18 protein-coding genes and 3 pseudogenes are annotated in these 21,472 nt (G+C 46.8%); 10 read left to right on the forward strand and 11 right to left on the reverse strand.

What is annotated here, in order from left to right:
- Window positions 1-14: 14 nt before the first annotated feature.
- Complete coding sequence (locus tag UNITIG_RS20240) at window positions 15-887, reverse strand: 2-keto-4-pentenoate hydratase (protein ID WP_101760151.1); 873 nt, start codon at window positions 885-887, stop codon at window positions 15-17.
- A gap of 238 nt (window positions 888-1,125) precedes the next feature.
- On the opposite strand from UNITIG_RS20240, the gene UNITIG_RS20245 reads away from it, so the two are divergent.
- Window positions 1,126-1,917: an undecaprenyl-diphosphate phosphatase gene (locus UNITIG_RS20245; protein ID WP_101760152.1), complete on the forward strand. Its 792-nt coding sequence runs from the start codon at window positions 1,126-1,128 to the stop codon at window positions 1,915-1,917.
- Between the two features lie 52 nt (window positions 1,918-1,969).
- Here UNITIG_RS20245 and UNITIG_RS20250 read toward each other — a convergent pair whose 3' ends face one another.
- The gene (locus UNITIG_RS20250; protein ID WP_101760153.1) at window positions 1,970-3,283 is read right to left on the reverse strand and encodes a cytochrome P450; all 1,314 of its coding nucleotides are present in this window, start codon (window positions 3,281-3,283) and stop codon (window positions 1,970-1,972) included.
- Window positions 3,284-3,671: 388 nt separating this feature from the next.
- On the opposite strand from UNITIG_RS20250, the gene UNITIG_RS20255 reads away from it, so the two are divergent.
- Window positions 3,672-3,914, forward strand: a complete 243-nt coding sequence (locus UNITIG_RS20255; RefSeq protein ID WP_101760155.1) for a DUF6868 family protein — start codon at window positions 3,672-3,674, stop codon at window positions 3,912-3,914.
- Between the two features lie 50 nt (window positions 3,915-3,964).
- Here UNITIG_RS20255 and UNITIG_RS20260 read toward each other — a convergent pair whose 3' ends face one another.
- Both UNITIG_RS20260 and UNITIG_RS20265 read right to left on the reverse strand, forming a co-directional pair.
- On the reverse strand, window positions 3,965-5,140 hold the full coding sequence (locus UNITIG_RS20260; protein WP_200821389.1) for an alanine--glyoxylate aminotransferase family protein: 1,176 nt from the start codon (window positions 5,138-5,140) through the stop codon (window positions 3,965-3,967).
- Between the two features lie 139 nt (window positions 5,141-5,279).
- A complete protein-coding gene (locus UNITIG_RS20265) occupies window positions 5,280-5,960 on the reverse strand; it encodes an NUDIX hydrolase (protein WP_101760156.1) in 681 nt (226 codons plus the stop codon).
- 324 nt (window positions 5,961-6,284) lie between these two features.
- Here UNITIG_RS20265 and UNITIG_RS23185 point away from each other — a divergent pair, with 324 nt between their 5' ends.
- The 4 genes from UNITIG_RS23185 to UNITIG_RS20280 all read left to right on the forward strand — a co-directional run bounded on the left by UNITIG_RS23185 (window position 6,285) and on the right by UNITIG_RS20280 (window position 10,107).
- On the forward strand, window positions 6,285-6,443 hold the full coding sequence (locus tag UNITIG_RS23185; RefSeq protein ID WP_159931243.1) for a hypothetical protein: 159 nt from the start codon (window positions 6,285-6,287) through the stop codon (window positions 6,441-6,443).
- 7 nt (window positions 6,444-6,450) lie between these two features.
- Window positions 6,451-7,161 (forward strand): AEC family transporter, encoded by a 711-nt coding sequence (locus UNITIG_RS20270; RefSeq protein WP_159931244.1) that lies wholly within the window; start codon window positions 6,451-6,453, stop codon window positions 7,159-7,161.
- Window positions 7,162-7,327: 166 nt separating this feature from the next.
- Window positions 7,328-9,559: a DUF1631 domain-containing protein gene (locus UNITIG_RS20275; RefSeq protein WP_159931245.1), complete on the forward strand. Its 2,232-nt coding sequence runs from the start codon at window positions 7,328-7,330 to the stop codon at window positions 9,557-9,559.
- Between the two features lie 74 nt (window positions 9,560-9,633).
- Window positions 9,634-10,107, forward strand: coding sequence for a DUF420 domain-containing protein (locus tag UNITIG_RS20280; protein ID WP_101760160.1), 474 nt, complete (start codon window positions 9,634-9,636; stop codon window positions 10,105-10,107).
- 14 nt (window positions 10,108-10,121) lie between these two features.
- Here the strand turns inward: UNITIG_RS20280 and UNITIG_RS20285 are convergent, their stop codons facing one another.
- On the reverse strand, window positions 10,122-10,625 hold the full coding sequence (locus tag UNITIG_RS20285) for a DUF3806 domain-containing protein (RefSeq protein WP_235015537.1): 504 nt from the start codon (window positions 10,623-10,625) through the stop codon (window positions 10,122-10,124).
- A gap of 205 nt (window positions 10,626-10,830) precedes the next feature.
- Between UNITIG_RS20285 and dapA the strand changes: the two genes are divergently transcribed.
- The 4 genes from dapA to UNITIG_RS25800 are packed head-to-tail and all read left to right on the forward strand — an operon-like array spanning window position 10,831 to window position 13,533.
- Window positions 10,831-11,709 (forward strand): 4-hydroxy-tetrahydrodipicolinate synthase, encoded by an 879-nt coding sequence (dapA, locus tag UNITIG_RS20290; RefSeq protein WP_101760162.1) that lies wholly within the window; start codon window positions 10,831-10,833, stop codon window positions 11,707-11,709.
- Window positions 11,706-12,770 (forward strand): outer membrane protein assembly factor BamC, encoded by a 1,065-nt coding sequence (bamC, locus tag UNITIG_RS20295; protein WP_101760163.1) that lies wholly within the window; start codon window positions 11,706-11,708, stop codon window positions 12,768-12,770. Before dapA ends, bamC begins: the two co-directional genes overlap by 4 nt.
- Window positions 12,770-13,009, forward strand: coding sequence for an MBL fold metallo-hydrolase (locus tag UNITIG_RS25795; RefSeq protein WP_369809226.1), 240 nt, complete (start codon window positions 12,770-12,772; stop codon window positions 13,007-13,009). Before bamC ends, UNITIG_RS25795 begins: the two co-directional genes overlap by 1 nt.
- Before the next feature lie 35 nt (window positions 13,010-13,044).
- A complete protein-coding gene (locus UNITIG_RS25800) occupies window positions 13,045-13,533 on the forward strand; it encodes an MBL fold metallo-hydrolase (RefSeq protein WP_369809234.1) in 489 nt (162 codons plus the stop codon).
- 24 nt (window positions 13,534-13,557) lie between these two features.
- Here UNITIG_RS25800 and UNITIG_RS20305 read toward each other — a convergent pair whose 3' ends face one another.
- The 6 genes and pseudogenes from UNITIG_RS20305 to lpxC form a co-directional block, all read right to left on the reverse strand.
- A complete protein-coding gene (locus UNITIG_RS20305) occupies window positions 13,558-14,661 on the reverse strand; it encodes a phosphoribosylaminoimidazolesuccinocarboxamide synthase (protein ID WP_101760164.1) in 1,104 nt (367 codons plus the stop codon).
- Window positions 14,662-14,791: 130 nt separating this feature from the next.
- Window positions 14,792-15,207, reverse strand: a pseudogene (gene mutT / locus UNITIG_RS25345) (8-oxo-dGTP diphosphatase MutT).
- Window positions 15,208-15,255: 48 nt separating this feature from the next.
- A pseudogene (gene argJ / locus UNITIG_RS20315) lies at window positions 15,256-16,475 on the reverse strand (bifunctional glutamate N-acetyltransferase/amino-acid acetyltransferase ArgJ).
- Between the two features lie 43 nt (window positions 16,476-16,518).
- A pseudogene (gene secA / locus UNITIG_RS20320) lies at window positions 16,519-19,223 on the reverse strand (preprotein translocase subunit SecA).
- 87 nt (window positions 19,224-19,310) lie between these two features.
- Entirely contained in the window at window positions 19,311-20,240 is a 930-nt protein-coding gene (locus tag UNITIG_RS20325) for a M23 family metallopeptidase (RefSeq protein ID WP_101760166.1), read from the reverse strand.
- A gap of 161 nt (window positions 20,241-20,401) precedes the next feature.
- The gene (lpxC, locus tag UNITIG_RS20330) at window positions 20,402-21,313 is read right to left on the reverse strand and encodes a UDP-3-O-acyl-N-acetylglucosamine deacetylase (protein WP_101760167.1); all 912 of its coding nucleotides are present in this window, start codon (window positions 21,311-21,313) and stop codon (window positions 20,402-20,404) included.
- Window positions 21,314-21,472: the final 159 nt, after the last annotated feature.

Below are 21,472 nucleotides of genomic sequence, written 5' to 3' on the forward strand. Positions count from 1 at the left end.
AATGATACGAGCAATTAATCAATGGTGAATGCCAACTTACCTAGCTCGTCATAGTCCGCCTGATAAACACCGGGTTTTGCCGGGATCATTTTACCCAGCGCTCCGGTTATTAATAATTGCCCCGGCTGTATTTGCCAGCCATTGTTAACGGTGCGATTAACCAACCACAGCAGCGCCTGCCACTGATCACCCATCGCATCAACACCGCGCCCGGTCAGAATAGTCACGCCATCATGTTGCAATTCGGCACTGAGCTGATTGAGATCAAACTGGAACGGATCATGACCTGCGCCATACAAAAACTGTTTCGCCACCACATTATTAATGATGATATCCACACCGGTTAATTGCTTGGGTAAATCAAAATACAGATCCGGTAATTCAATCACCGGATATACCTTGGCAATTTTTTTCTTCAAGCTGGCGATATCATTTAGCGGCTGATCAATCACACTATTGACGCTAAAGCCGATTTCAATTTCCAGCATCATATTGTTATAGCCACTGCCATCCACGTTGCCGGCAGCTGCCTTAACTTCGCTGCCACCACTTAGCAACACCCCCGCCACTGGTTGATCTACATTAAATTTTTTTCGCGACGGTACTGATGTGAGCCCGGCTTTAAATCCCTGCGGGACCGCGCCTGCCAATCGCTGCTTAACGGCCAGTGTTTGAGTGTGATACGCCTGTTCCAAACTCAAGGACTGCTTATGAGAAACCACCGGTGCTGCGGCGCCACTATTGGCTGCAGCCACAACGGTCTCGACTACATTGTCAAACGCTGACGTATCCACTGCCGATTGCGCCAGTACTGACTCAGAGCACAGTATCGCACCCGATAAAATGAACGCGATACCTAGCCGATGATGCCGCCGATTAATAGCCATAACCACTACCCTTTCAAGATCGAAAACTTATTATCATTCACTGCACTTGCCAATAGCGTGGTATTTATCGACAGCTACACCCTAAACTTCATTATTCACAGCATCCACTAATGACAAGGCTTTAGTATCCATACTATTATTCTGCCCCTAATAACAATAGCTATACCGCTAGCATCTAGCATCTAGCATCTAGCATCTAGCATCTAGCATCTAGCCATTCAACCACAGGAGCCAACACTTGTCTTTTTTTGAAGCCATTATCCTAGGCATTATCCAGGGTTTAACCGAATTTTTACCCGTTAGCAGCAGTGGTCATCTGGAATTAGCCAAAGCGCTGTTAGGTGACACCAGTATTCCACAGGAAAGTATGCTGTTAACAGTGGTCCTGCATTTCGCTACGGCTTTGGCCACTATTGTTATTTTCCGCAAGGAAGTCTCGCGGATTGTGTTGGGTTTGTTTCAATTTAAGAATAACGATGAATTACAGTTCTCAATAAAAATCATCGCCAGCATGATTCCCGCCGCCGCTATTGGCGTGATCTTTTCCAAGGAGCTGGAAACCTTATTTGATAAACAAATATTACTGGTTGGCTTAATGCTGTGGGTAACCGGATTATTATTATTAGTCGCTGATAACGCAAAAAATACTGAAAAAGATGTCAGCTTTAAACACGCGATGATTATCGGTATTGCCCAGGCTATTGCCATATTACCGGGTATTTCCCGCTCGGGCGCGACCATTTCCACCTCGGTATTACTCGGTGTGGACCGTAGCAAAGCTGCCAGCTTTTCCTTTTTGATGGTAGTGCCGCTGATATTTGGCAAGATCGCCAAGGATATTATGGATGGCGCATTAAACGTCAGTAACGACCATATCAGTGTGATGGCAGCGGGTTTTGTTGCCGCCTTTGTCACCGGCTTATTTGCCTGCCAATGGATGATTAAACTGGTACGCAATGCACAGCTAAAATATTTTTCTTATTATTGCTTTGTCGTCGGTACTATCGCTATTGTTCATCAATTACTCTAAAAAAAGCCTGTCACTTGAACAGTGACAGGCTTTTTTTTGAACACAATCCAAATTAAGCGACCGCAGCTTCCTCTTTAACTTTGCCTGCACTCTTAACTTCCGGATCAAAGGTAATCGGCATTTTCTTAATACCATTGACCAGACTAGAACGCGTATATTCAACCTCACCCGCAAACTTGGGGTGACGTAGACGCGGGATAATTTCTTCAAACATGATCCGCACTTCCAACCGCGCCAAATGCGAACCTAAACAGAAATGCTGACCGATGCCGAACGAGCGGTGCTCTTTATATAAGTCAGGCATCCGTTCCGCGCGACGCACATCAAAAGTCATTGCATCGTCACCAAAGATTTTTTCATCATGATTGACCGTGTGGTAATGCAGAATGATTTTGTCGCCTTTTTTGATTTGCTGGCCACCCACCACCGCATCTTCCAAAGCTTCACGGCGCATTAAAATAAAGGCTGTGTTATAGCGCAGCATTTCTTCACAGGCGTTGGGAATTTTATCGGGGTTTTCGACTAAATACTCAATTTGCTCGGGGTTTTCCATCAACAACCGCATGCCGTGGCTGGTAATAGTCCGGGTCGATTCATTGCCCGCAGCAATCAACATCAGGAAAAACCAAACAAATTCATCTTCATTAAAACCATCTTCGCCGTTGGTGCCGGCCAATAGCGCCCCAATCATATTGTCCTTGGGGTTTTCCTTGTGCTCTGCGGCCAGTTTCATGGCGTAGGTGATAACGTTGATTGACGCCATTTCAGTCTCTTCTTTAGAGACCGACATGGTTGGATCTTCATTAAACATCATAGTATTGGTCCACTCGAAAAAATCTTTACGATCTTCAGGCGGGATACCACATAATTCCAAAATTGCTAACAATGGCAACTCAGCAGCCACTTCCTCAACAAATTCACACTCACCTCTGGCAGCTACTTGATCAATAATATTTCTGGCATGCTCACGAAAACGGGCTTCATAGGAATCCACTTTCTTGGGGGTAAATACTGAGCGTACAATTTTACGCGAGGTTAAATGGCGCGGCGGATCCATATTAATGGTCATGTGCTTATGAATTGTTTCAATTTCTTCCGGTGACCATTCGTCGGCTAACGCGGTGGCTTTTTCGCTGGAAAAAACGGCTGGGTTTTTGGAGATCTGATCGATCTCATCACGCCCTGTTACCAACCAATAAGGGCGGCCACGGGTGGGATCATCCATCCAGTGGATGGGGCCCGAATCACGAATACGCTTGAGCTCATCGTAGGGCATGCCTTCGGCATAGGTCTCCGGATCGATCAGATTCGAAAAATTGGCAAAAGGGCAACGGCCCTCAGCAGCTACATTGGGATTATCACTCATCGTACTATCCTCACAACTCGGTGTTATTCATTGATCTGCAGCGAACACAGGGGGTAATTCAGTAACCCATGCTCACTTTAACTAATGGTTATTAGTTTCAATCATACAAAAGCTCAAAAAGGATGCAAGAGCTGAAAGGCTAAATTCTTTCTTATTACCAAAGGCTGGCGCTGGCGGCATTTATTTTAATCGCAAATATTTTACTAAGCTTTTGAAATATATGAATTTAAATTAAAAATTCATCACTATCCTGAAGCCAGGCAAGCCATTTAATTTTTAGTAATAATCCCGCCGTACGCTCTGCACCACTTTCATTTGATCCTGCGCAATAGCTGTAAATAGCACACTGCTACACTCAGCAGTATGAATCAAAGAGGGGAAGGTGTAGATGGAATGGGAAATCTTACGCAGCGGCCTGGCTTGGTGCGCGGTTATTAACTACGGTGTTTTATTAGTCTGGGTGTTGTTATTTTGTAGCTGCCGGCACTGGATCTTCGCCCTGCATAGCGGCATCTTCAAGATTACCGAACAACAATTTAATGTCACCCATTATGCGGGGATGGGACTCTTGAAGCTGTTGATACTGGTGTTCAATCTAGGTCCCTATCTGGTGTTGCGCTTTGCCCTTTAGTGCTGACATTAAGCCCACAGCGACGCAAAGGGTGCCGTGGGCATGGCGAATCAGGCGTAACTGGCAAGCGCCGCGTCTACAGCAACGCCACGATTGATAGTGGCACCCTGTGCCGACAGCACATTATCCAGCGCTGACAAGCACAGTAACACGTTATTTTGGTTAGCGGCGTAGCCCATCAAACCGATGCGCCAGGCTTTACCGGCCAACGCCCCAAGACCTGCGCCAATTTCCAAATTGTACTGGGCCAATAAGGCACTGCGCACAGCACCGTCATCAGCACCCTCGGGTAGACCCACCAAGTTCAGTTGCGGTAAGCGATAGGGCTTCTCCACTAGCATGGTCAATCCCATAGCTTCCAAACCCGCCACTAACGCTTGGTGGTGTTGCCGATGACGCGCCCAGGCATTTTCCAGGCCTTCATTTTTCAACATCACCAAGGATTCGTGTAGCGCATACATCGCATTCACCGGGGCTGTGTGATGATAAGCTCGCTTGGTATTCGCCCCCCAGTAACCCATCACTAATTGCATATCGAGAAACCAGCTTTGCACTTTATGTTGGCGATTGTTTATCACCTCCACGGCGCGATCGCTAAAGCTGACAGGGGAAATACCGGGCACACAGGACAAACATTTTTGGGTACCGGAATAAACAGCATCTGCACCCCAGCCATCGAGATCCACATTAATACCACCGACTGAAGTGACTGCATCAACAAGACTTAACGCGCCATTGGCAGCGGCCAGTTCACACAGGGCTTTGGCATCGCTGGCAACGCCGGTTGAAGTCTCTGCATGTACAAACGCCAACACTTTTACCTCAGGGTGAGCAGTAAACGCGGCGGTGACTTTGTCGATGGATACAGGCTTACCCCAATCATCCTCCACCATAATCGCGGTAGCACCACAGCGCTCAACATTTTCTTTCATGCGACCGCCAAAGACGCCGTTTTGACAGACAATAACGCTATCACCCGGCTCGAGTAAATTAACGAAACAAGCCTCCATGCCAGCAGAACCCGGTGCCGAAACAGGCAGGGTTAATGCATTTTTTGTTTGCAAGGCGTACTGCAGCAAGCTTTTTATTTCATCCATCAAACCAATAAATTCAGGATCGAGGTGACCGATAGTTGGCCGCCCCAACGCTTCCAATACTCTAGGACTTACATCGGAGGGACCCGGTCCCATCAGGGTTCGTGGGGTAGGATGAAAACTACTGCTCATAACTGGCTCCTGCAAAACGGTCAGTTGACTGTGGGATTAATATCAGGGCGCAACAGTAGCAGTTTTTAAATCGCAGCAAAACTGTAGGCCGCCGCCGCGCCAACATAGTGAATATAACTGGCAAAAATAACGCGGCTTTTTATTCATCACTGTGCGTTTTTTCATAACGCCAGGCTTCATCCAGCATCCACATACGATGACGTGGACCGGGAATATCCTGATCAGCTTGATCGTAACCAGCATCACCAGGATACAACATAGCGATACCATTATCGGTCATGGTGACCTTGGGCATAAATTCCGGCACAGGGCGATTGCGGTACATCGACAAGGCTTCAGCGACAGTATTACAGCGCTCCAACTCCGTTAATGTCACGAAAGTGGGCGGCATCATGGTGATTTTTTTGGCCTGTTGATCAGCTAAGGCTGCGGCTGGCTGGCACCAGCGATGCTCGACAATTTCGCCACCATCCACCTCAACTGCATGGCTATCACCCTCAACTTCGCCAATAAAAAACCAGGTGGCAAAGCGTTTGGTGTGTTCTGGTGGTGTCGTCCAATGGGAGAAATATAACAATGCCTGCGCATCCACGCTCAGCTGCGACTCTTCCATGGTTTCACGCACTGCACCGCGTCTGGCGGCGGCTTCGATATCTTCGAGGTCATGCAGATAATCCGCCTTATCAATACGGCCACCGGGAAATACCCAGGAGCCTTCAGCAAAGCTGAGCTTTTTCGATTTGCGCAACAACAACACTTCCAAACCATCACTGCTATCGCGAACCAACACAGCAGTTGCTGCCGGAAAAATTTTTGACATAAGCACACCTCAAACTTTGACCCGTAGTATAGCCCGAGCGTTTGAAGAAATCAGGCCTTGACCTAATCCATGAAAACGCACGACTCAAGACTTCGTAGCACTAGATTCCAGATCGGAGTCGCAATACTGTCCGGGATAAATTAGCAGTTTTAGCGTTCCAGCCTCTGTCTTAGCTCTACACAATTCGTACTGCGATTGAATACTAAAACTATAAAACAGCTAATTTATCCCAAGCGATAGTGGATCGGGAAATTCCTTCAGCTATTCACTGGCAGCTGGGTAAAATACGTTTTTCTTTTTACTCTGGCCGCAGTAACTCACCCTATGTACCTCGAAGTATTTACCATTATCGCCCCTATTCTCATTTGTGCAGCAGTGGGTTACGGCTGGGCTCGCAGCGGCACACCCTTTGAAAGCCAGTTTGTTTCGCGCATCGTGATGAATGTTGGGCGCACCGTGTTTGGTGGTGGGCACTCTCAGTAAAGTGGCCATGCCCGCTCAAGCCTTAATCGATACTTTACTAGCTGCCACCCTGGTACTGCTGTTTACCGGATTGCTAGCCACGGTGATCTGCCGCTGGTTTAAATTGTCACTACCGGTCTATTTAGGGCCATTGCTATTCCCTAACACTGTGAATATGGGGTTGCCGGTATGTTTGTTTGCCTTTGGTGAGGAAGGCTTAGCCATCGCGTTAGGTATTTATCTGGTGGTTAGTCTCACTCAATTTAGTCTAGGTATCGCTCTGGTCAGTGGTCAAAGTGCCTGGCGCAACACCTGGCGCTCGCCGATAGTTTATTCGGGCTTGATCGGCGCAACGCTGATCTTTACCGACACCCAATTACCGTTATGGTTAGAGCAAAGCCTTAATCTGCTGGGCTCCTTTAGCATCCCTATTATGTTAATCACCCTGGGCGTGTCGCTGGCGCAACTTAAAGTAAAAGACTTTGCCTTGAGCACCGGGCTGGCTTTGTGCCGGCTTGCCATTGGCCTCTCCGTGGGGTTTCTGGTGGCCGAAATATTGGATCTGGAGGGTGCCGCTCGGGGTGTCCTTATCATCCAGTCCAGCATGCCAGCGGCGGTGTTTAATTATCTACTGGCCCACCGCTATGGACGGTCACCAGAGGCAGTAGCCGGTTTAGTGGTGATGTCGACTCTGATAAGTTTTGTAAGCATGCCGGCACTGCTATGGCTGGTTTTATAAGTGCAGTGATATGATCTTTAAAAAATAGCGACAATCCACAAAAAACCTTTATTTAACACAGGTTTAACCTCCTACTATTAGGAAATTAGGCTACATTATTACTATTACATCAATTGCATCAATAAATATGATGCATTGCTCATTATAAGTAATGGACCACGCTTTAATGGAACTACTGAATCACTGCCGCGATCACGCCCATAAATTCTATGGCGATTTATTTATGGCAGCAGAAAAAACCATTTCCGATATGTTGTTCGAGCAGGCCGAGCAAAGCACCAGCAACGACGACCAGCGCCGTTACTTTGAAGCCATGCAGCAGCTAAAAGCCAATAGCGGTGTGATGCAAACCACCTTCCAGCAAGCACTGAAAAAAAGCTATCAGGCCTTTGTTGATGGCCTCGATCAAGAAATCTCCATCGACGAAGCGATTGATGCCAACAGCCTAACGCTAGTTCAACGTGATGATTTGGAAGACGAACTGGCCATATCGGTTATTGTTTCCAAATCCAATAGCCGCAACTCAGAAACCCTTTGGAAGCTCAATCGACGCCTGGCGGTTTTACGCGGCGGCAAAAACGTTAGTGATGAAACCAATCCTTTTGGTCCCGCTAAAGTCTGCGCCGCTGCTCAACAAGCTGTCACGCAATTATCTTTCGACAGCAAAACCAAAATCATGATCTATAAACAGCTAGGCAAAGTGTTTGTACTGAGTTTTGCAAAAGAATTAGACGGCTTAAATTCGCTGTTAGTTGAAAAAGGGATATTGGCTAATTTACGTTTTTCAGCAGCCGCCCAAAGCTCGCAACAATCTACTCAATCAACAACACCGGCAAGCGACAGTACCGAACAGGAATCGGTAGTGGAACCCGCACAAAATATTGCCCATCAACAACAACTTTACAGTGCTATTCGGCAGCTGCAATCGAACCTCGGCCCGCGCACCGAAACAGCAGGAGGAGTCAGTTTCGCAGGCATCCCCAACGATGGTAGTGAAGGCGGCAAAGAAACTTTTTCTGCGGTCGACTATGCCCTGGCGTTAAGTGCCATTCAGCAATCCAAAGCATTTTTATCTGCCGCATCACAAAATCGTTCGCTCGCTGCAGAGAAAGTTGAAGAACAACTTTTTCATCGGCTATCCCAGCAAAGCGACCCCACCGCCCGCCATAAAATGTCCCAAGGTGATGCCGACACGGTCGATTTAGTGGGAATGATTTTTCGCTATATGCTGGATGACGCTAATTTACATGATGCGGTGAAATCACTACTGAGTCATTTGCATACCCCCTATCTCAAGCTGGCATTAATGGATAAAACCTTTCTTGATAACTATCAACACAGCGCCAGAGTGTTACTGAACACCATGGCCGATATTGGTGGCAAATGGGTTAAAGAAGATAACGACCGTACAGTTTTACCAAAAATTAAAAGCATTGTTGAAACAGTCTTAAAAGGCTTTATAGATGACGCCGGTATTTTTGACCAATTACTGGAAGACTTTCTACGCTTTAAAGATAATCTTGAAAAACGCTCGCGCATGGTCGAAAAGCGCAACACTGAATCGCAACAAGGTTTGGAAAAACTGGAGTTATCCAAACAGCGTGCAGTGGATGAAATCACCTCCCGACTACAGCAAGCTGACATCCCTGAAAAAATTGCCACATTGCTGCATAAACCCTGGGCAGATTTTCTGGCCTTTAATTTATTACGACACGGCGATCAAAGCTTGACCTGGCAGTCTGCATTAAAAGTAGTGGATGGTGTGGTATGGAGCGTGCGTCCAGCTGCAGTAGCCAATAATAAGGCTGACTTCCAGCGCCACCAAACCGACCTGGAACAGTCTGTATCCGAAGGCTTACAAACCATTGGCTACGATCCGGAAGCCTCCAAAGGTTTGCTACTAGCACTCAAAGAAGCACAGGAACTTGCCTACCACAGTTCAGTAATGCAAGAGGTTGCCGACCACAATCAAAAAGCCGAACAAAGTGGCAGCGACAAAGTCGCGGCAACCGCACCGCAACCACCAGCTGAAAAAACCACTACCAAAGCTACAGCAAAGATAATTGCGAAACCCAAAAAACCATTAGCTCCACCCATGCCTCCCCTCAGCGAAGAAGAACAAAGTATCGTTGAACGTCTTAAAGAAATCGCCTTTGGCACCTGGTTTGAATTTGATCGGGAGAAAGTCGTGCAATCTTTGAAACTGGCCTGGTATAGCAAGGTCACCAGTCACTATATGTTTGTGGATCAAACTGGCGTTAAACAGGCGGTAGAAAACCAATACAATCTCGCCAAGGGGATGGCTGCAGGGAATATTCGGATCGCCAAGCCTCTGAAAAAATCTTTTATGGAACGCGCACTGGAAGCGGTATTCGATAAGTTAAAACTTTCGGCATAATCGAACCAATATCAGACTACAACTGAACTACACCTCAGTCACAATTTAGCCATTAAAAATCACAGGAGCGAACTATGTTACCGCAAGGTTTTTTAGGCACACGGGGCGATATATTAATGGATCTGGTTATCCTCGCCTTTTTTATTATTTTGCCCGCACTATTATTTTCCTGGCATAAAGTCCGCAATCAGGACTACGTCACGCATAAAAAAGTGCAGCTGTCGCTGGCCTCTATTTTGGCGGTCGCCGTGGTGTTATTTGAGGCAGATTTAAAACTGTCTGGAGGCATTTTCGAGCTGACCAAAGCCAGCAGCTATAACGGCACCACCTTACTCAACAGCTTAATTTATGGCCATACCCTGGTAGCGATTTTGACCACCCTTATCTGGATTGTATTAATCATACTGTCATTGAAAAAATTTGATAAGCCGCCCGCCCCCAACCACTTCAGTAAAACCCATAAACGCTGGGGAACACTGGGCATGCTGAGTATGATTGCTACTGGTACCTCAGCCTTTCCGCTGTATTATTATGGGTTCTATCTATAGGTAACAATAACCGGCTAAAACGGAGGTTTGTTGCGGATATCTGTGACTGCCTGTAGCAAGGTAGCGTAAACCTGACGCACATCCACCCGAATACCCACCTCGGCTTTACGCGAAATCTGGGTGGCAGGAAAAATAAACTCCTTATCAATACCCGGTACTTGCAAGGCTCTGGAACGACCATATTTATCGGTATAGATCACCCATATCAAACCTTTCTCCGCTTTTAACAGCTGGCCCAAAATAATGCCCATAGCCTGTAACTCGGTTACCTGCTCGGCACCGACAATGTTCTCATCGAGCAAACGTTGCATTACCGCAAAATCATTGTCTTTTTTGCCATTTAGCTGGCGACCAAAATGGCGACGCGCCAGTGCATCAATACTGTCATGCTGACGCTGCATATAGACTTGGTCGTTGTAAGTTAAGGGCTCGCTACGCCATGCCTCAGGATTCAAAACCTGAGCCAATAATGACGTATTGCAGACACTCAAAAGTACTATAAATAACCAGGTACGCATCAGTAGCTTCCAACATTGTTAAGGTGAATGATGAGGGTTTGGACAAAGCCTGCGCAGTGTAATTCAACTTTCCCGACAAATACCATATTTCGACGGTTTATCTCGCCAATATCGCTGGATATATCATCAATTTACGTTTTCCCGCTTGAGCTTAAACAGCACCCTCAGTACCATTACGCTTTTGCCTTCCCTGCGGAGAACATAGATGATAACTGGCAGTATGGTTGCCCTGATAACCCCGATGACAAGCACTGGTGATATTGACTGGCCAGCGCTTCGTAAATTGGTGGACTTCCATCTGCAGGAAGGAACGAATGCGATTGTCGCGGTTGGCACTACCGGCGAATCGGCCACCCTGAGTGTGTCCGAGCATTGCATGGTGATCAAACATGTTGTCGACCAAATCAATGGCCGAATACCGGTGATCGCCGGGACCGGAGCGAATAGTCCCCACGAAGCCATTGAACTGACCGAAGCTGCCAGAGTAGCTGGGGTTGATGCCTGCTTGCTGGTAACCCCCTACTACAACAAACCTACCCAGGAAGGTCTGTTTCAATTTCATAAGCTGATTGCCGAGAGCGTGAGCATTCCGCAAATTTTATACAATGTCCCCGGCCGCACCGCCTGCGATATGCAAAACGATACCGTCGACCGCTTGGCCAGCATTAACAATATTATTGGGATTAAGGACGCTACCGGTGACCTGGATCGTGGCCGCGACTTGATCGCACGCTGCTCTGACCGCATTGCCATTTATTCCGGTGACGACCCAACCGCCATGGAGCTGATGCTGGCTGGTGGCAAAGGTGATATTTCTGTTACCGCTAACGTCGCACCAAAGTTGATGGCACAAATGTGTGCTGCCGCTATTGCCGGTGATCGCGAACGAGCTCAACAGCTCGACAATCAATTACTACCGCTACACAGCAGTTTATTTTTAGAATCCAACCCCATCCCCACCAAGTGGGCGCTGTATGAAATGGGGATGATTACCGAAGGCATTCGCCTTCCCTTAACAGTTTTTTCTGAAGCGTTGCGCCCACAGTTAAAGCAAGCAATGCAGCAATCAGGAATTATCCAATGAAGTTAGTGTTGAAACTCATCACCGGTATCACTGTTATTATTCAGGTTAGCGCTTGTAGCTGGCTGTTCGGCGATGACGGCACCTTTCGAGATCGCAGCAATGATTACCGCCAAGCCAAAGTTGAGACGCCACTGGTATTACCTGCCGGGATCGACAGTGAGTCACTGGATGACAGTTACGCCATTCCTCCTATCAGTGATCGCACTTCACTGGACGAAAAATTTATTATTCCCCGGCCAGAGGCCTTATCCGAAGATGTAGAACGCGACACCGTTCGCATCAACACGCTAGGTGATCAGCGCTGGATTTTAGTCGATGGCGCACCCGGTCAGGTTTGGCCACGCTTGCGCGGTTTTCTTAGCCTGAATCAGCTAACGGTACAACGAGCCGATGCCACCAGCGGCATGTTAGAGACTGCCTGGTTACAACCTTCAGGTGAAAACGCACTGCGCGAACGCTATCGCTTGCGGATCGAGCAAGGTGTACAACGCGGCAGTAGTGAAGTGTACGTATTACAAGCTGACCTTCGCGCTGGCACGGATAGCTGGCCCAAAAGCTCCAGTAGTGAAGAGCGTGAAAAAATAATGACTGAAAGTCTGGCGCAATATCTTGCTGATAGTGCCGCAGCTGCCTCAGTTTCCATGCTCGCTCAGCAAGCTATAGACTCCTCGGGCAAAGTAACACTTGAGGAAGATGCCAACGCCATCCCCTTCATTAAACTCAAACTCAATTTTTCCCGGGCATGGCCATCATTAGGCCGCGCGCTGGAGAAAGCTGAATTTAGTATCGATGATTTAAATCGGGACGAAAAACTGTATTACGTACATTATCTCGATAACACCAATGATGAAGAGGAAGAAGACGGGTTTTTCAGCTGGCTTTGGAATTGGGGCAAGAGTACAGATACCGATAAAACCGATCTTGGTATTCCTTATTTTATTCGCATGACACCAATTAATGACACCACCGTATCAATCACCATTGAGCGACAAAACGGTGCTGCACTCGACAACAAACAAACCACCAAAATTTTAAAATTAATTAAAAAGCATATCGCTTAATGGGCTTACAGTTTGCTTGTTTGGGTAGCGGCAGCAAAGGCAATGCTACCCTGATCAAATCCAGCAACGCTTTGTTGCTGGTTGATTGTGGCTTTACTGTCAAAGAAACCGAGCGCCGCCTGCAACTGCTTGGCCACCAACCACAAGACATCAGTGCCATTCTGGTCACCCATGAACACGGTGACCACATCAAAGGCGTTGGCCCTTTGCGCGCAAATACCAGCTGCCGGTTTATTTAACCCACGGTACAGCTCAATATGCCAGCTTAGGGAAGATACCCAACCTAAACACCATCAATATCCATCAGACGTTTACTATCGCCGATATAGAAACCACTCCGGTAACTGTGCCACATGACGCGAGAGAACCCTGCCAATTTGTTTTTCGCAGCCAACAAAAATCGGTCGGGCTACTCACCGACCTTGGCAGTATTACACCCCATGTGATTGAACAATATCAGCAGTGCGACGCCTTGATGCTGGAATGCAACCATTGCCCGCAGTTATTGGCGATGGGCCCCTATCCGCCATCACTCAAACACCGTGTCGGTGGCCACTGGGGACATTTAAGTAATCACCAGGCCGCGAATTTACTTGCAAGCATTGAGCACGAACGACTACAACATCTGGTGATTTCTCACATCAGTGAACAAAACAATACTGAAAGCCTAGCTAGAACGGCGATAGAGGCGGTATTTGGTCAGCAAGAATCTTTAATTTTAGCCAACCAGGATCAGGGAATTGACTGGCTTGGTGTTAGCTAAGCCAGTCCTTAACTAAATGTTTAACTAGGCAATTACGCCGTATTGATCACGCAGTATTTCAATAATTTCTGCTTTAGGATTATCCGATAAGTTAATTTTTTCACCGGTAATTTTTTCAGCGATATCTGTATAGGTTTTCGATACTGCCATCATTACCGATTCGGGTAATTCATTTTCTCTGGCCAAAGCATTACGCTCATCCATCCGGTTTTTATCCAACAAAATATCCGGTTCAGGAAAATGTTTAAGCAGTAACTGACGGAAACCCTCTTTCGAATTTTCAATAATATTACCGTCACGAAAAGCGGCGCCATCCCAAATCCGTGAAGAATCCGGCGTGCCCACTTCATCCATATAGATCAGTTTTTCGTTACCATTCTTATCCGTCACATAACCAAACTCGAACTTGGTATCGACAAATATCTGGTCCAGATCGGCCAAGGCCTTACTGATTACATCAAAACCTTCAGATAATAATTTCTCATAAACTGCAATATCATCAATACTGCGAAATTTAAACGCCGCATAATTATTTACAATATCATCGCGGGTGACATTAACATCATCCACTTCCGGTACACCGGGAATATTTTTCAAAATGCCCTTGCTGGACGGAGTAATCAGCAGGTCAGGTAATTTCTGATCCTTTTGCAAACCATCGGGTATCTGAATACCACAAAATTCACGTTCGCCCTTGGCGTAAGAACGCCACATTGAACCGGTGATGTATTGGCGAGCAATAGCTTCTATCATCACTGGCTTGGCTTTTTGCACTATCCACACCAGTGGGTGGGGAATATCCAGAATATGGCTATCAGCCAAGCCCTGCTCGCGAAATAATTTAAACCAATGGTTGGAAATCGCATTCAAAGCGGCACCTTTGCCCGGCACCCCTTGCATACCACCCTCACTTTTCCAGATACACTCAAAGGCAGAAATACGGTCACTAATTACCATAATTGCCAGCTCTGCATCGGCGGCCACATCGTAGCCTTTATCTGCAATCAAGCGCCGACTATCTTCAGCAGTTAACCAATAAACGGAACGCACTTTACCGCTATGAACCGGTAACTCGGTGCGAATGGGAAGATCGTTATTAACTGCCAATACCTTATCAGCAAGACTCATGGTGAATGCCCTGTGTAAATGTTGTGATTCGAAGTGATGAATTTCTAGAAATACCGCAACAGCGGCAACGACAAAAGTAGTCGGTTTCTAGAACGGGGATTTTACCAGAAAATAAAAGGGATGCCAGTCATCAACAATTTGTTGACGAAGCTGAGATAGAATCTATTACAGCAGTAATAATAGCCTTATTTGCTGCAGGGAAATTATACTGACCAAGCGTATTTGCATCTACCCAACGAATAGGCTGCCCCTCTCTACCTTCAGCCTGACCGGAAATCGCATCAACCCACCAAACATCCAGCAACACTGATTTATCGTCATAATCATGCCTGATTTCGATGAGCGGGCGACAACGCAGCACTGTCACCCCAACTCTTCCTCTAACTCACGATTCAAAGCAGTCTGCACAGATTCCCCTGCTTCTACCTTGCCGCCAGGAAATTCCCACAAGCCACCTTGATGACTCTCGGTAGGTCGCAGCGCAATCAGGATTTGTTGCGACTCATTGCGGATAACGCCGACGGCGACATGTACTAATTTTGTCAACTCAGTCTCTTTTAACTGCCACTTATTTAATTTATGAACTACTTAAACCTAAGAACGGTAATCCGCGTTAATACGAACATACTCATCAGATAAATCTGTGGTCCACACGGTTGCTTGCTGATCCCCTCTGGATAAATCCACGGCGATGGTAATCTCTTCTTCGTCCATAGCCGCCTGACCTTGCTGCTCAGTATAACTGGCGGCACGGCAGCCCTGCTCCGCAATTAGCACGCCGTTAATACTCACGGATACTTTGTTAACATCCAGCTGTTCAACGCCAGCCCGACCAATCGCCGCCAACAACCGCCCCCAATTGGGGTCACTGGCAAACAAGGCCGTTTTTACCAACGGTGATTCGGCTATGGTATAGGCTACTTGTAAACACTCTCGTTCAGAAGCGCCACCGCTCACGGCTACCGTGACAAATTTATTAGCGCCTTCGCCATCACGCACCAAGCCTTGCGCTAACTCAATAAAAACAGTGGTAATTGCATCTAACAGAGGTTGATACAGTGCGTCATTTATAGCACTAACTTTACCAGCAGCGGCTTGACCCGTTGCTACCAACATACATGAATCGTTAGTCGAGGTATCACCATCAACGGTGATACGATTAAACGATTGATTAGTCGCCTGCTGAAGAATAGTGTTTAAAATTTCCGACTCAACCGCCGCATCGGTTGCCACATAACCCAACATAGTGGCCATGTTAGGCTTGATCATGCCTGCACCTTTAGCAATACCCGTCACAGTAATCGTTTCGCCCAGGTGATCAAATTGTAACGATGCCGCCTTGGGCGGGTATCTGTGGTCATAATACCGCTAGCGGCCAACGTCCAACCGTTTTCATCAAGCTCAGCGAGACCCTGCGGCAAAGCGGCGGTTATTTTCGCTAGCGGTAACGGCTCACCAATAACCCCGGTAGAAAAAGGTAATACCTGCTCTGCAGCGACGTCTGTTAATTGAGCCAACGCCTGACAAGATGCCACACTGTCCTTCAACCCCTGAGGGCCGGTGCCGGCATTAGCGTTGCCAGTATTAACCAGTAAATAGCGGGGCGCCTGTTGTGCAATATGACGTTTGGCAACTTGTACCGGCGCGGCACAAAACGCATTTAGGGTGAACACACCTGCTGCCGTCGCGCCTTCACAGAGCTCCATCACGACTAAATCCTGACGACCAGGACGCTTAATGCCTGCACTGGTCGTGCCCAAACGAAAACCCGCTACCGGGTGGAGCGTGGGTAATTTTCCTTCACCGACTGCCATTTTTAGATACCTTCAATTAATCTATGGGCTGAAGAGCGTCCTATCAGGAAAGTTTGCCGTGACATTGTTTGTATTTTTTGCCCGATCCACAGGGGCAATCTTCATTACGGCCAACCTTTTTTCCTTCGCGAACAAAAGGTTGCGAATCAGCTTCTTCTGCATTGCCACTGCCTGAGTCATCGCCAATTGCCGAAGCTGAATCATGCTTGAACTCTAAATCTTTCGCCTGCGCAGCTCGCCGCTGTTCTTCCAATGCGGCCAATTCATCTTCTCGCTGAATACGAACATTCGATAAAAACCGCACCACATCATGTTTTAAGCTATCTAGCATCGCCTCAAATAAAGCGAAGGCTTCACGCTTGTATTCCTGCTTGGGATTTTTTTGCGCATATGCACGTAAATGGATACCCTGCCGCAATTGATCCATAGTCGCCAAATGCTCTTTCCACAGATTATCAAGTATCTGCAGCATAATATGTTTTCCAAGCGGCGAATCTCGGGACCAATCTCATCCGCTTTTGCCTGATAGGCTACAGCCAGTTCAGCAATAATTTTTTGTCTTAAAGGCTCTTCATGCAGATTGTCATCTTCGTCCAGCCATTTTTGCAATGGCAGCGGCGCAGAAAACTCCGCTTCAAGACGCTGTTCCAAACCGGAAATATCCCACTGCTCTTCTAAGCTTTGTGGTGGGATATGCTGGTCAATCACCTCATTGATCACGTCTTCACGGATAGCTTCGATCGTCTCGGAAATATCTTCAGCTTCCAACAAATCGTAACGCTGCTGATAAACGATCTGTCGCTGATCGTTGGAAACGTCATCAAACTCCAATAAATTTTTACGGATATCAAAGTTTCTACCTTCGACTTTGCGCTGCGCTTTTTCAATGGAGTTAGTCACCATGCGGTGTTCTATCGCTTCACCTTTTTCCATACCCAGTGCTTGCATAAAACTGCGTACGCGATCAGAGGCAAAAATCCGCATTAAATTATCTTCCATAGAAAGATAAAAACGCGACATCCCGGGATCACCCTGACGACCAGCACGGCCACGCAATTGGTTATCGATACGTCGGGACTCATGACGCTCAGTACCAATAATATGGAGACCGCCCGCTTCTAACACAGCTGCATGACGCTTTTTCCAGGCGTCACGTAATGATTGGATTTGCTCTGCGCTGGGATTGTCCATTGCGGCAATTTCTACTTCAACATTACCACCCAACACAATATCGGTACCGCGACCGGCCATATTGGTTGCAATCGTCACCACACCGGGACTGCCAGCCTGGGCAATAATTTCCGCTTCCTGTTCATGAAATTTTGCGTTCAGTACTTTGTGTTCAATTTTGGATTGTTTGAAACGCTTGGATAATTCTTCTGAAGTTTCAATCGACGCAGTACCCACTAAAACTGGCGCACCTTTGGCAGTGAGCTCTTTAACATCATTGACAATGGCATCGTATTTTTCGCCAACTGACAAATAGACCAAATCATTGAGATCAATACGCGATGGCACAACATTGGTCGGAATAACCACGACCTCCAAGCCATAAATCTGGGAAAATTCAAATGCCTCTGTGTCTGCAGTACCAGTCATACCCGAAAGCTTATTGAACAGACGGAAATAATTTTGAAAGGTAGTAGAAGCTAATGTCTGACTTTCGGCCTGAATATTTACACCTTCCTTCGCTTCAATTGCCTGATGCAAACCCTCAGACAAACGACGGCCCGCCATCGTGCGACCAGTGTGCTCATCAATCAACACCACCTGATTATTTTGCACGATGTATTCGACATCACGATTAAATAATTTATGCGCGCGCAAGCCGGAATAAACATGTTGTAGCATCGCCAAATTAGATACCGAATATAGACTTTCACCTTCGGCCAACATGCCAGACTCAGATAACAACTCCTCTACAAATAAGTGACCTTGCTCGGTCAATTCAATCTGACGGGCCTTTTCATCAACAGTAAAATGGCCTTCATCAACTTCAGTTTGTAATTGCAACTTCGGAATTAATTTATTAATACTGCGATACAGCTCTGAACTATCCTCTGCCTGCCCTGAAATAATTAACGGCGTACGCGCTTCATCAATCAATATTGAATCCACTTCATCGACAATGGCAAAATTCAGACTGCGCTGAAAACGATCTTCCAGCGTAAACGCCATATTGTCGCGCAGATAATCAAAACCGAATTCATTATTGGTGCCGTAGGTAATATCACACGCATAAGCAGCACGCTTGGCTTCAGGATCCTGGCCAGAAACAACAATACCTACAGTTAACCCTAGAAATTCATACAGCGGCCGCATCCAATTAGCATCACGACTTGCCAAATAATCATTTACTGTAATGACAAACGCGCCTTCGCCAGTTAATGCATTCAGATAAACAGGTAAAGTAGCAACCAGAGTTTTACCTTCACCCGTTCGCATTTCTGCAATACGCCCTTGATGCAAGGTAATACCACCAATTAATTGCACATCGAAGTGACGTAAACCTAAAGTACGTTTGCCTGCCTCACGAACGACAGCAAAAGCTTCGGATAATACTTGATCCAGTTTTTCACCTTCGCTTAAACGCTGTTTAAATTCACTGGTTTTTTGTTGTAATTGCTCGTCACTTAACGCTTGGAGGGTTTCCTCAAAACCGTTAATTTCTTGCACAGTTTTACCCATGCGCTTGAGCGTCCGGTCATTTTTACTACCGAAGATTTTTTTGGCGATATTTCCCAACATAATATGACTACTTATAACTGTTATTGTTTGAACGCAAAAACGTGAGCAAATAGCTCACGCAAAAAGAAAATAACTGGAAGAGAAAATTCAGCGACTGGCGCGATGAATATAGCTGGCAGGGTCAACAGGGCGACCATGTTTATAGACTTCGAAATGCACGTGAGGCCCCGTAGACCGACCACTGCTTCCCATCAAGGCGATAACCTGCCCCTTCTTAACAATATCACCCACTTCAATTTTGTTTTCCAGATTATGAGCGTAGCGAGTAATGTATCCGCTACCGTGGTTAATCTCAACCAACTGACCATAACCGTAACGCTCACCGGACCAAGTAACGACACCAGAACCCACTGCAACAATATCACTGCCTAACTTACCGGCAAAATCAACGCCTTCATGCATCGCCAAGCGGCCATTAAAGGGATCCGTACGATGGCCAAAGTGCGACGACATCCAGCCTTTCTTAATCGGCCTACCAGCCAAGAATACTTCATCTTCAATTTTACGATTGGCTAATAAGGTTTCAAGAATTTCTAGCTGCTGTTCACGATCATCAACGCGGGCCACAAGATTATTCATGGCATCGACAAAATCGGGGTTTTCGTAGAAAGCGCCTTGCTCGTCAGTTTCGGGACCACCGAGAGCCGGCAATTGACTAAAATCGAATTCGCCTTTGTCTAACTTGGCGACGGTGGTGATACGTTCGCCCAGCGCATCCAAGCGGACTAGCCGAGCTTGAATTTCTGCCATTCGAAGAGTAAGCGCTTGTACACGTTGCTCAGTCTCTTTTTTGGTATTGGCAACCAATTCCTGTTCTTTACGATTTTTTTCTTTCATTGCAGACAGTGCCTGCAAATCTAACACTTCTCCCTCGTTATCTGCGAGTTCATAACCAGCCACTACCCCCATACCCAACGGCACGCCCAATAGGCACAGAGAAAGCAATGTGCGGGTCCAGCGACCAAGTGAAATCGATTTCGACTGGCCGTGTTTACCGCTGACGATAATGACTTTCATAGAATTTTCAGCTGGATAGTGAGATTAAATAGAATCTGGTTGCGTTGTGGGGGTAAATATCGCATATAACTCCAATTAATACCAATTTTAGGGGCTATAAAATAGTGAACGCGGTCAAACTTTGGACAAATATTAACGGCAGTCAAATGCTGCCGTTGTATTTAGGCGACAGCAACGGGTGCCATATACGAAATAGGCGCTTTTGACTGATCCTCAAAAGTCACCACTTCCCAGGCATCAGTTTGCGCAATCAAGGCCCGCAAAGAAGCGTTATTAAGGGCATGACCAGACTTATGAGCTTTAAATTCACCAATCAAGCTATTGCCCAACAAGTACAAGTCACCGATGGCATCCAGCACCTTGTGCTTAACGAACTCATCTTCATAGCGCAAGCCATCTTCATTGAGGATACGGTACTCATCTACCACTATCGCGTTATCAACACTGCCGCCCTGAGCCAAGCCCTTGGAGCGTAGGTATTCAATTTCATGCATAAAACCAAAGGTACGTGCCCGGCTAACTTCCTTTACAAAGGAGGTACTGGAAAAATCAAGCGCAGCCTTACCGGTACGATCACGAAATACTGGATGATCAAAATCAATGGTAAAAGACACTTTAAAGCCATCAAAAGGCAGGAAACTGGCTACTTTATCACCATCAGTCACCGTAACTGGGCGCTTAATACGAATAAATTGCTTGGCCTTTGGCTGTTCTTCAATACCCGCTGATTGGATAAGGAATACAAATGGGCCAGCACTGCCGTCCATAATCGGGACTTCAGCAGCACTTAATTCTACATAGGCATTATCAATACCCAAGCCTGCCATTGCCGACAGTAAATGCTCGACGGTAGAAACCCGAACATCATCTTTCATTAAAGTAGTCGAGAGAATAGTGTCGCCGACATTCTCGGCTCTGGCAGCTATTTCGACCACCGGATCCAGATCGGTGCGACGGAAAATAATCCCGGAATCGACAGGAGCTGGAAGTAGTGTGAGGTACACCTTTTCACCGGAATGGAGGCCGATACCGGTAGCGCGGATGGCATTGCGTAGAGTACGTTGTTTAATCATGGCAAATCTTCATTGGTTCTGATCGTATGCGCGGAGTGATGACTTACCCCAAAAAGCGCTGAAACCTGCAGCATCTGGCTAAATATGGACAAAAAACCACCGAAGCCTTAGAAGTGAGGCGCGAATACTACCAGAGAACTGGCCTAACACCAAACCCAT

Origin of the sequence: Oceanicoccus sp. KOV_DT_Chl, assembly GCF_900120175.1 — a bacterium.
In the GTDB taxonomy this organism is placed as follows: domain Bacteria; phylum Pseudomonadota; class Gammaproteobacteria; order Pseudomonadales; family Dasaniaceae; genus Oceanicoccus.

Coding starts and splice junctions, on each gene's coding strand:
- UNITIG_RS20240 (WP_101760151.1), bottom strand. CDS start 887: ATGGCTATTAATCGGCGGCATCATCGGCTAGGTATCGCGTTCATTTTA.
- UNITIG_RS20250 (WP_101760153.1), bottom strand. CDS start 3,283: ATGAGTGATAATCCCAATGTAGCTGCTGAGGGCCGTTGCCCTTTTGCC.
- UNITIG_RS20255 (WP_101760155.1), top strand. CDS start 3,672: ATGGAATGGGAAATCTTACGCAGCGGCCTGGCTTGGTGCGCGGTTATT.
- UNITIG_RS20260 (WP_200821389.1), bottom strand. CDS start 5,140: ATGAGCAGTAGTTTTCATCCTACCCCACGAACCCTGATGGGACCGGGT.
- UNITIG_RS20265 (WP_101760156.1), bottom strand. CDS start 5,960: ATGTCAAAAATTTTTCCGGCAGCAACTGCTGTGTTGGTTCGCGATAGC.
- UNITIG_RS23185 (WP_159931243.1), top strand. CDS start 6,285: ATGTACCTCGAAGTATTTACCATTATCGCCCCTATTCTCATTTGTGCA.
- UNITIG_RS20270 (WP_159931244.1), top strand. CDS start 6,451: ATGCCCGCTCAAGCCTTAATCGATACTTTACTAGCTGCCACCCTGGTA.
- UNITIG_RS20275 (WP_159931245.1), top strand. CDS start 7,328: ATGGAACTACTGAATCACTGCCGCGATCACGCCCATAAATTCTATGGC.
- UNITIG_RS20280 (WP_101760160.1), top strand. CDS start 9,634: ATGTTACCGCAAGGTTTTTTAGGCACACGGGGCGATATATTAATGGAT.
- UNITIG_RS20285 (WP_235015537.1), bottom strand. CDS start 10,625: ATGCGTACCTGGTTATTTATAGTACTTTTGAGTGTCTGCAATACGTCA.
- dapA (WP_101760162.1), top strand. CDS start 10,831: ATGATAACTGGCAGTATGGTTGCCCTGATAACCCCGATGACAAGCACT.
- bamC (WP_101760163.1), top strand. CDS start 11,706: ATGAAGTTAGTGTTGAAACTCATCACCGGTATCACTGTTATTATTCAG.
- UNITIG_RS25795 (WP_369809226.1), top strand. CDS start 12,770: ATGGGCTTACAGTTTGCTTGTTTGGGTAGCGGCAGCAAAGGCAATGCT.
- UNITIG_RS20305 (WP_101760164.1), bottom strand. CDS start 14,661: ATGAGTCTTGCTGATAAGGTATTGGCAGTTAATAACGATCTTCCCATT.
- UNITIG_RS20325 (WP_101760166.1), bottom strand. CDS start 20,240: ATGAAAGTCATTATCGTCAGCGGTAAACACGGCCAGTCGAAATCGATT.
- lpxC (WP_101760167.1), bottom strand. CDS start 21,313: ATGATTAAACAACGTACTCTACGCAATGCCATCCGCGCTACCGGTATC.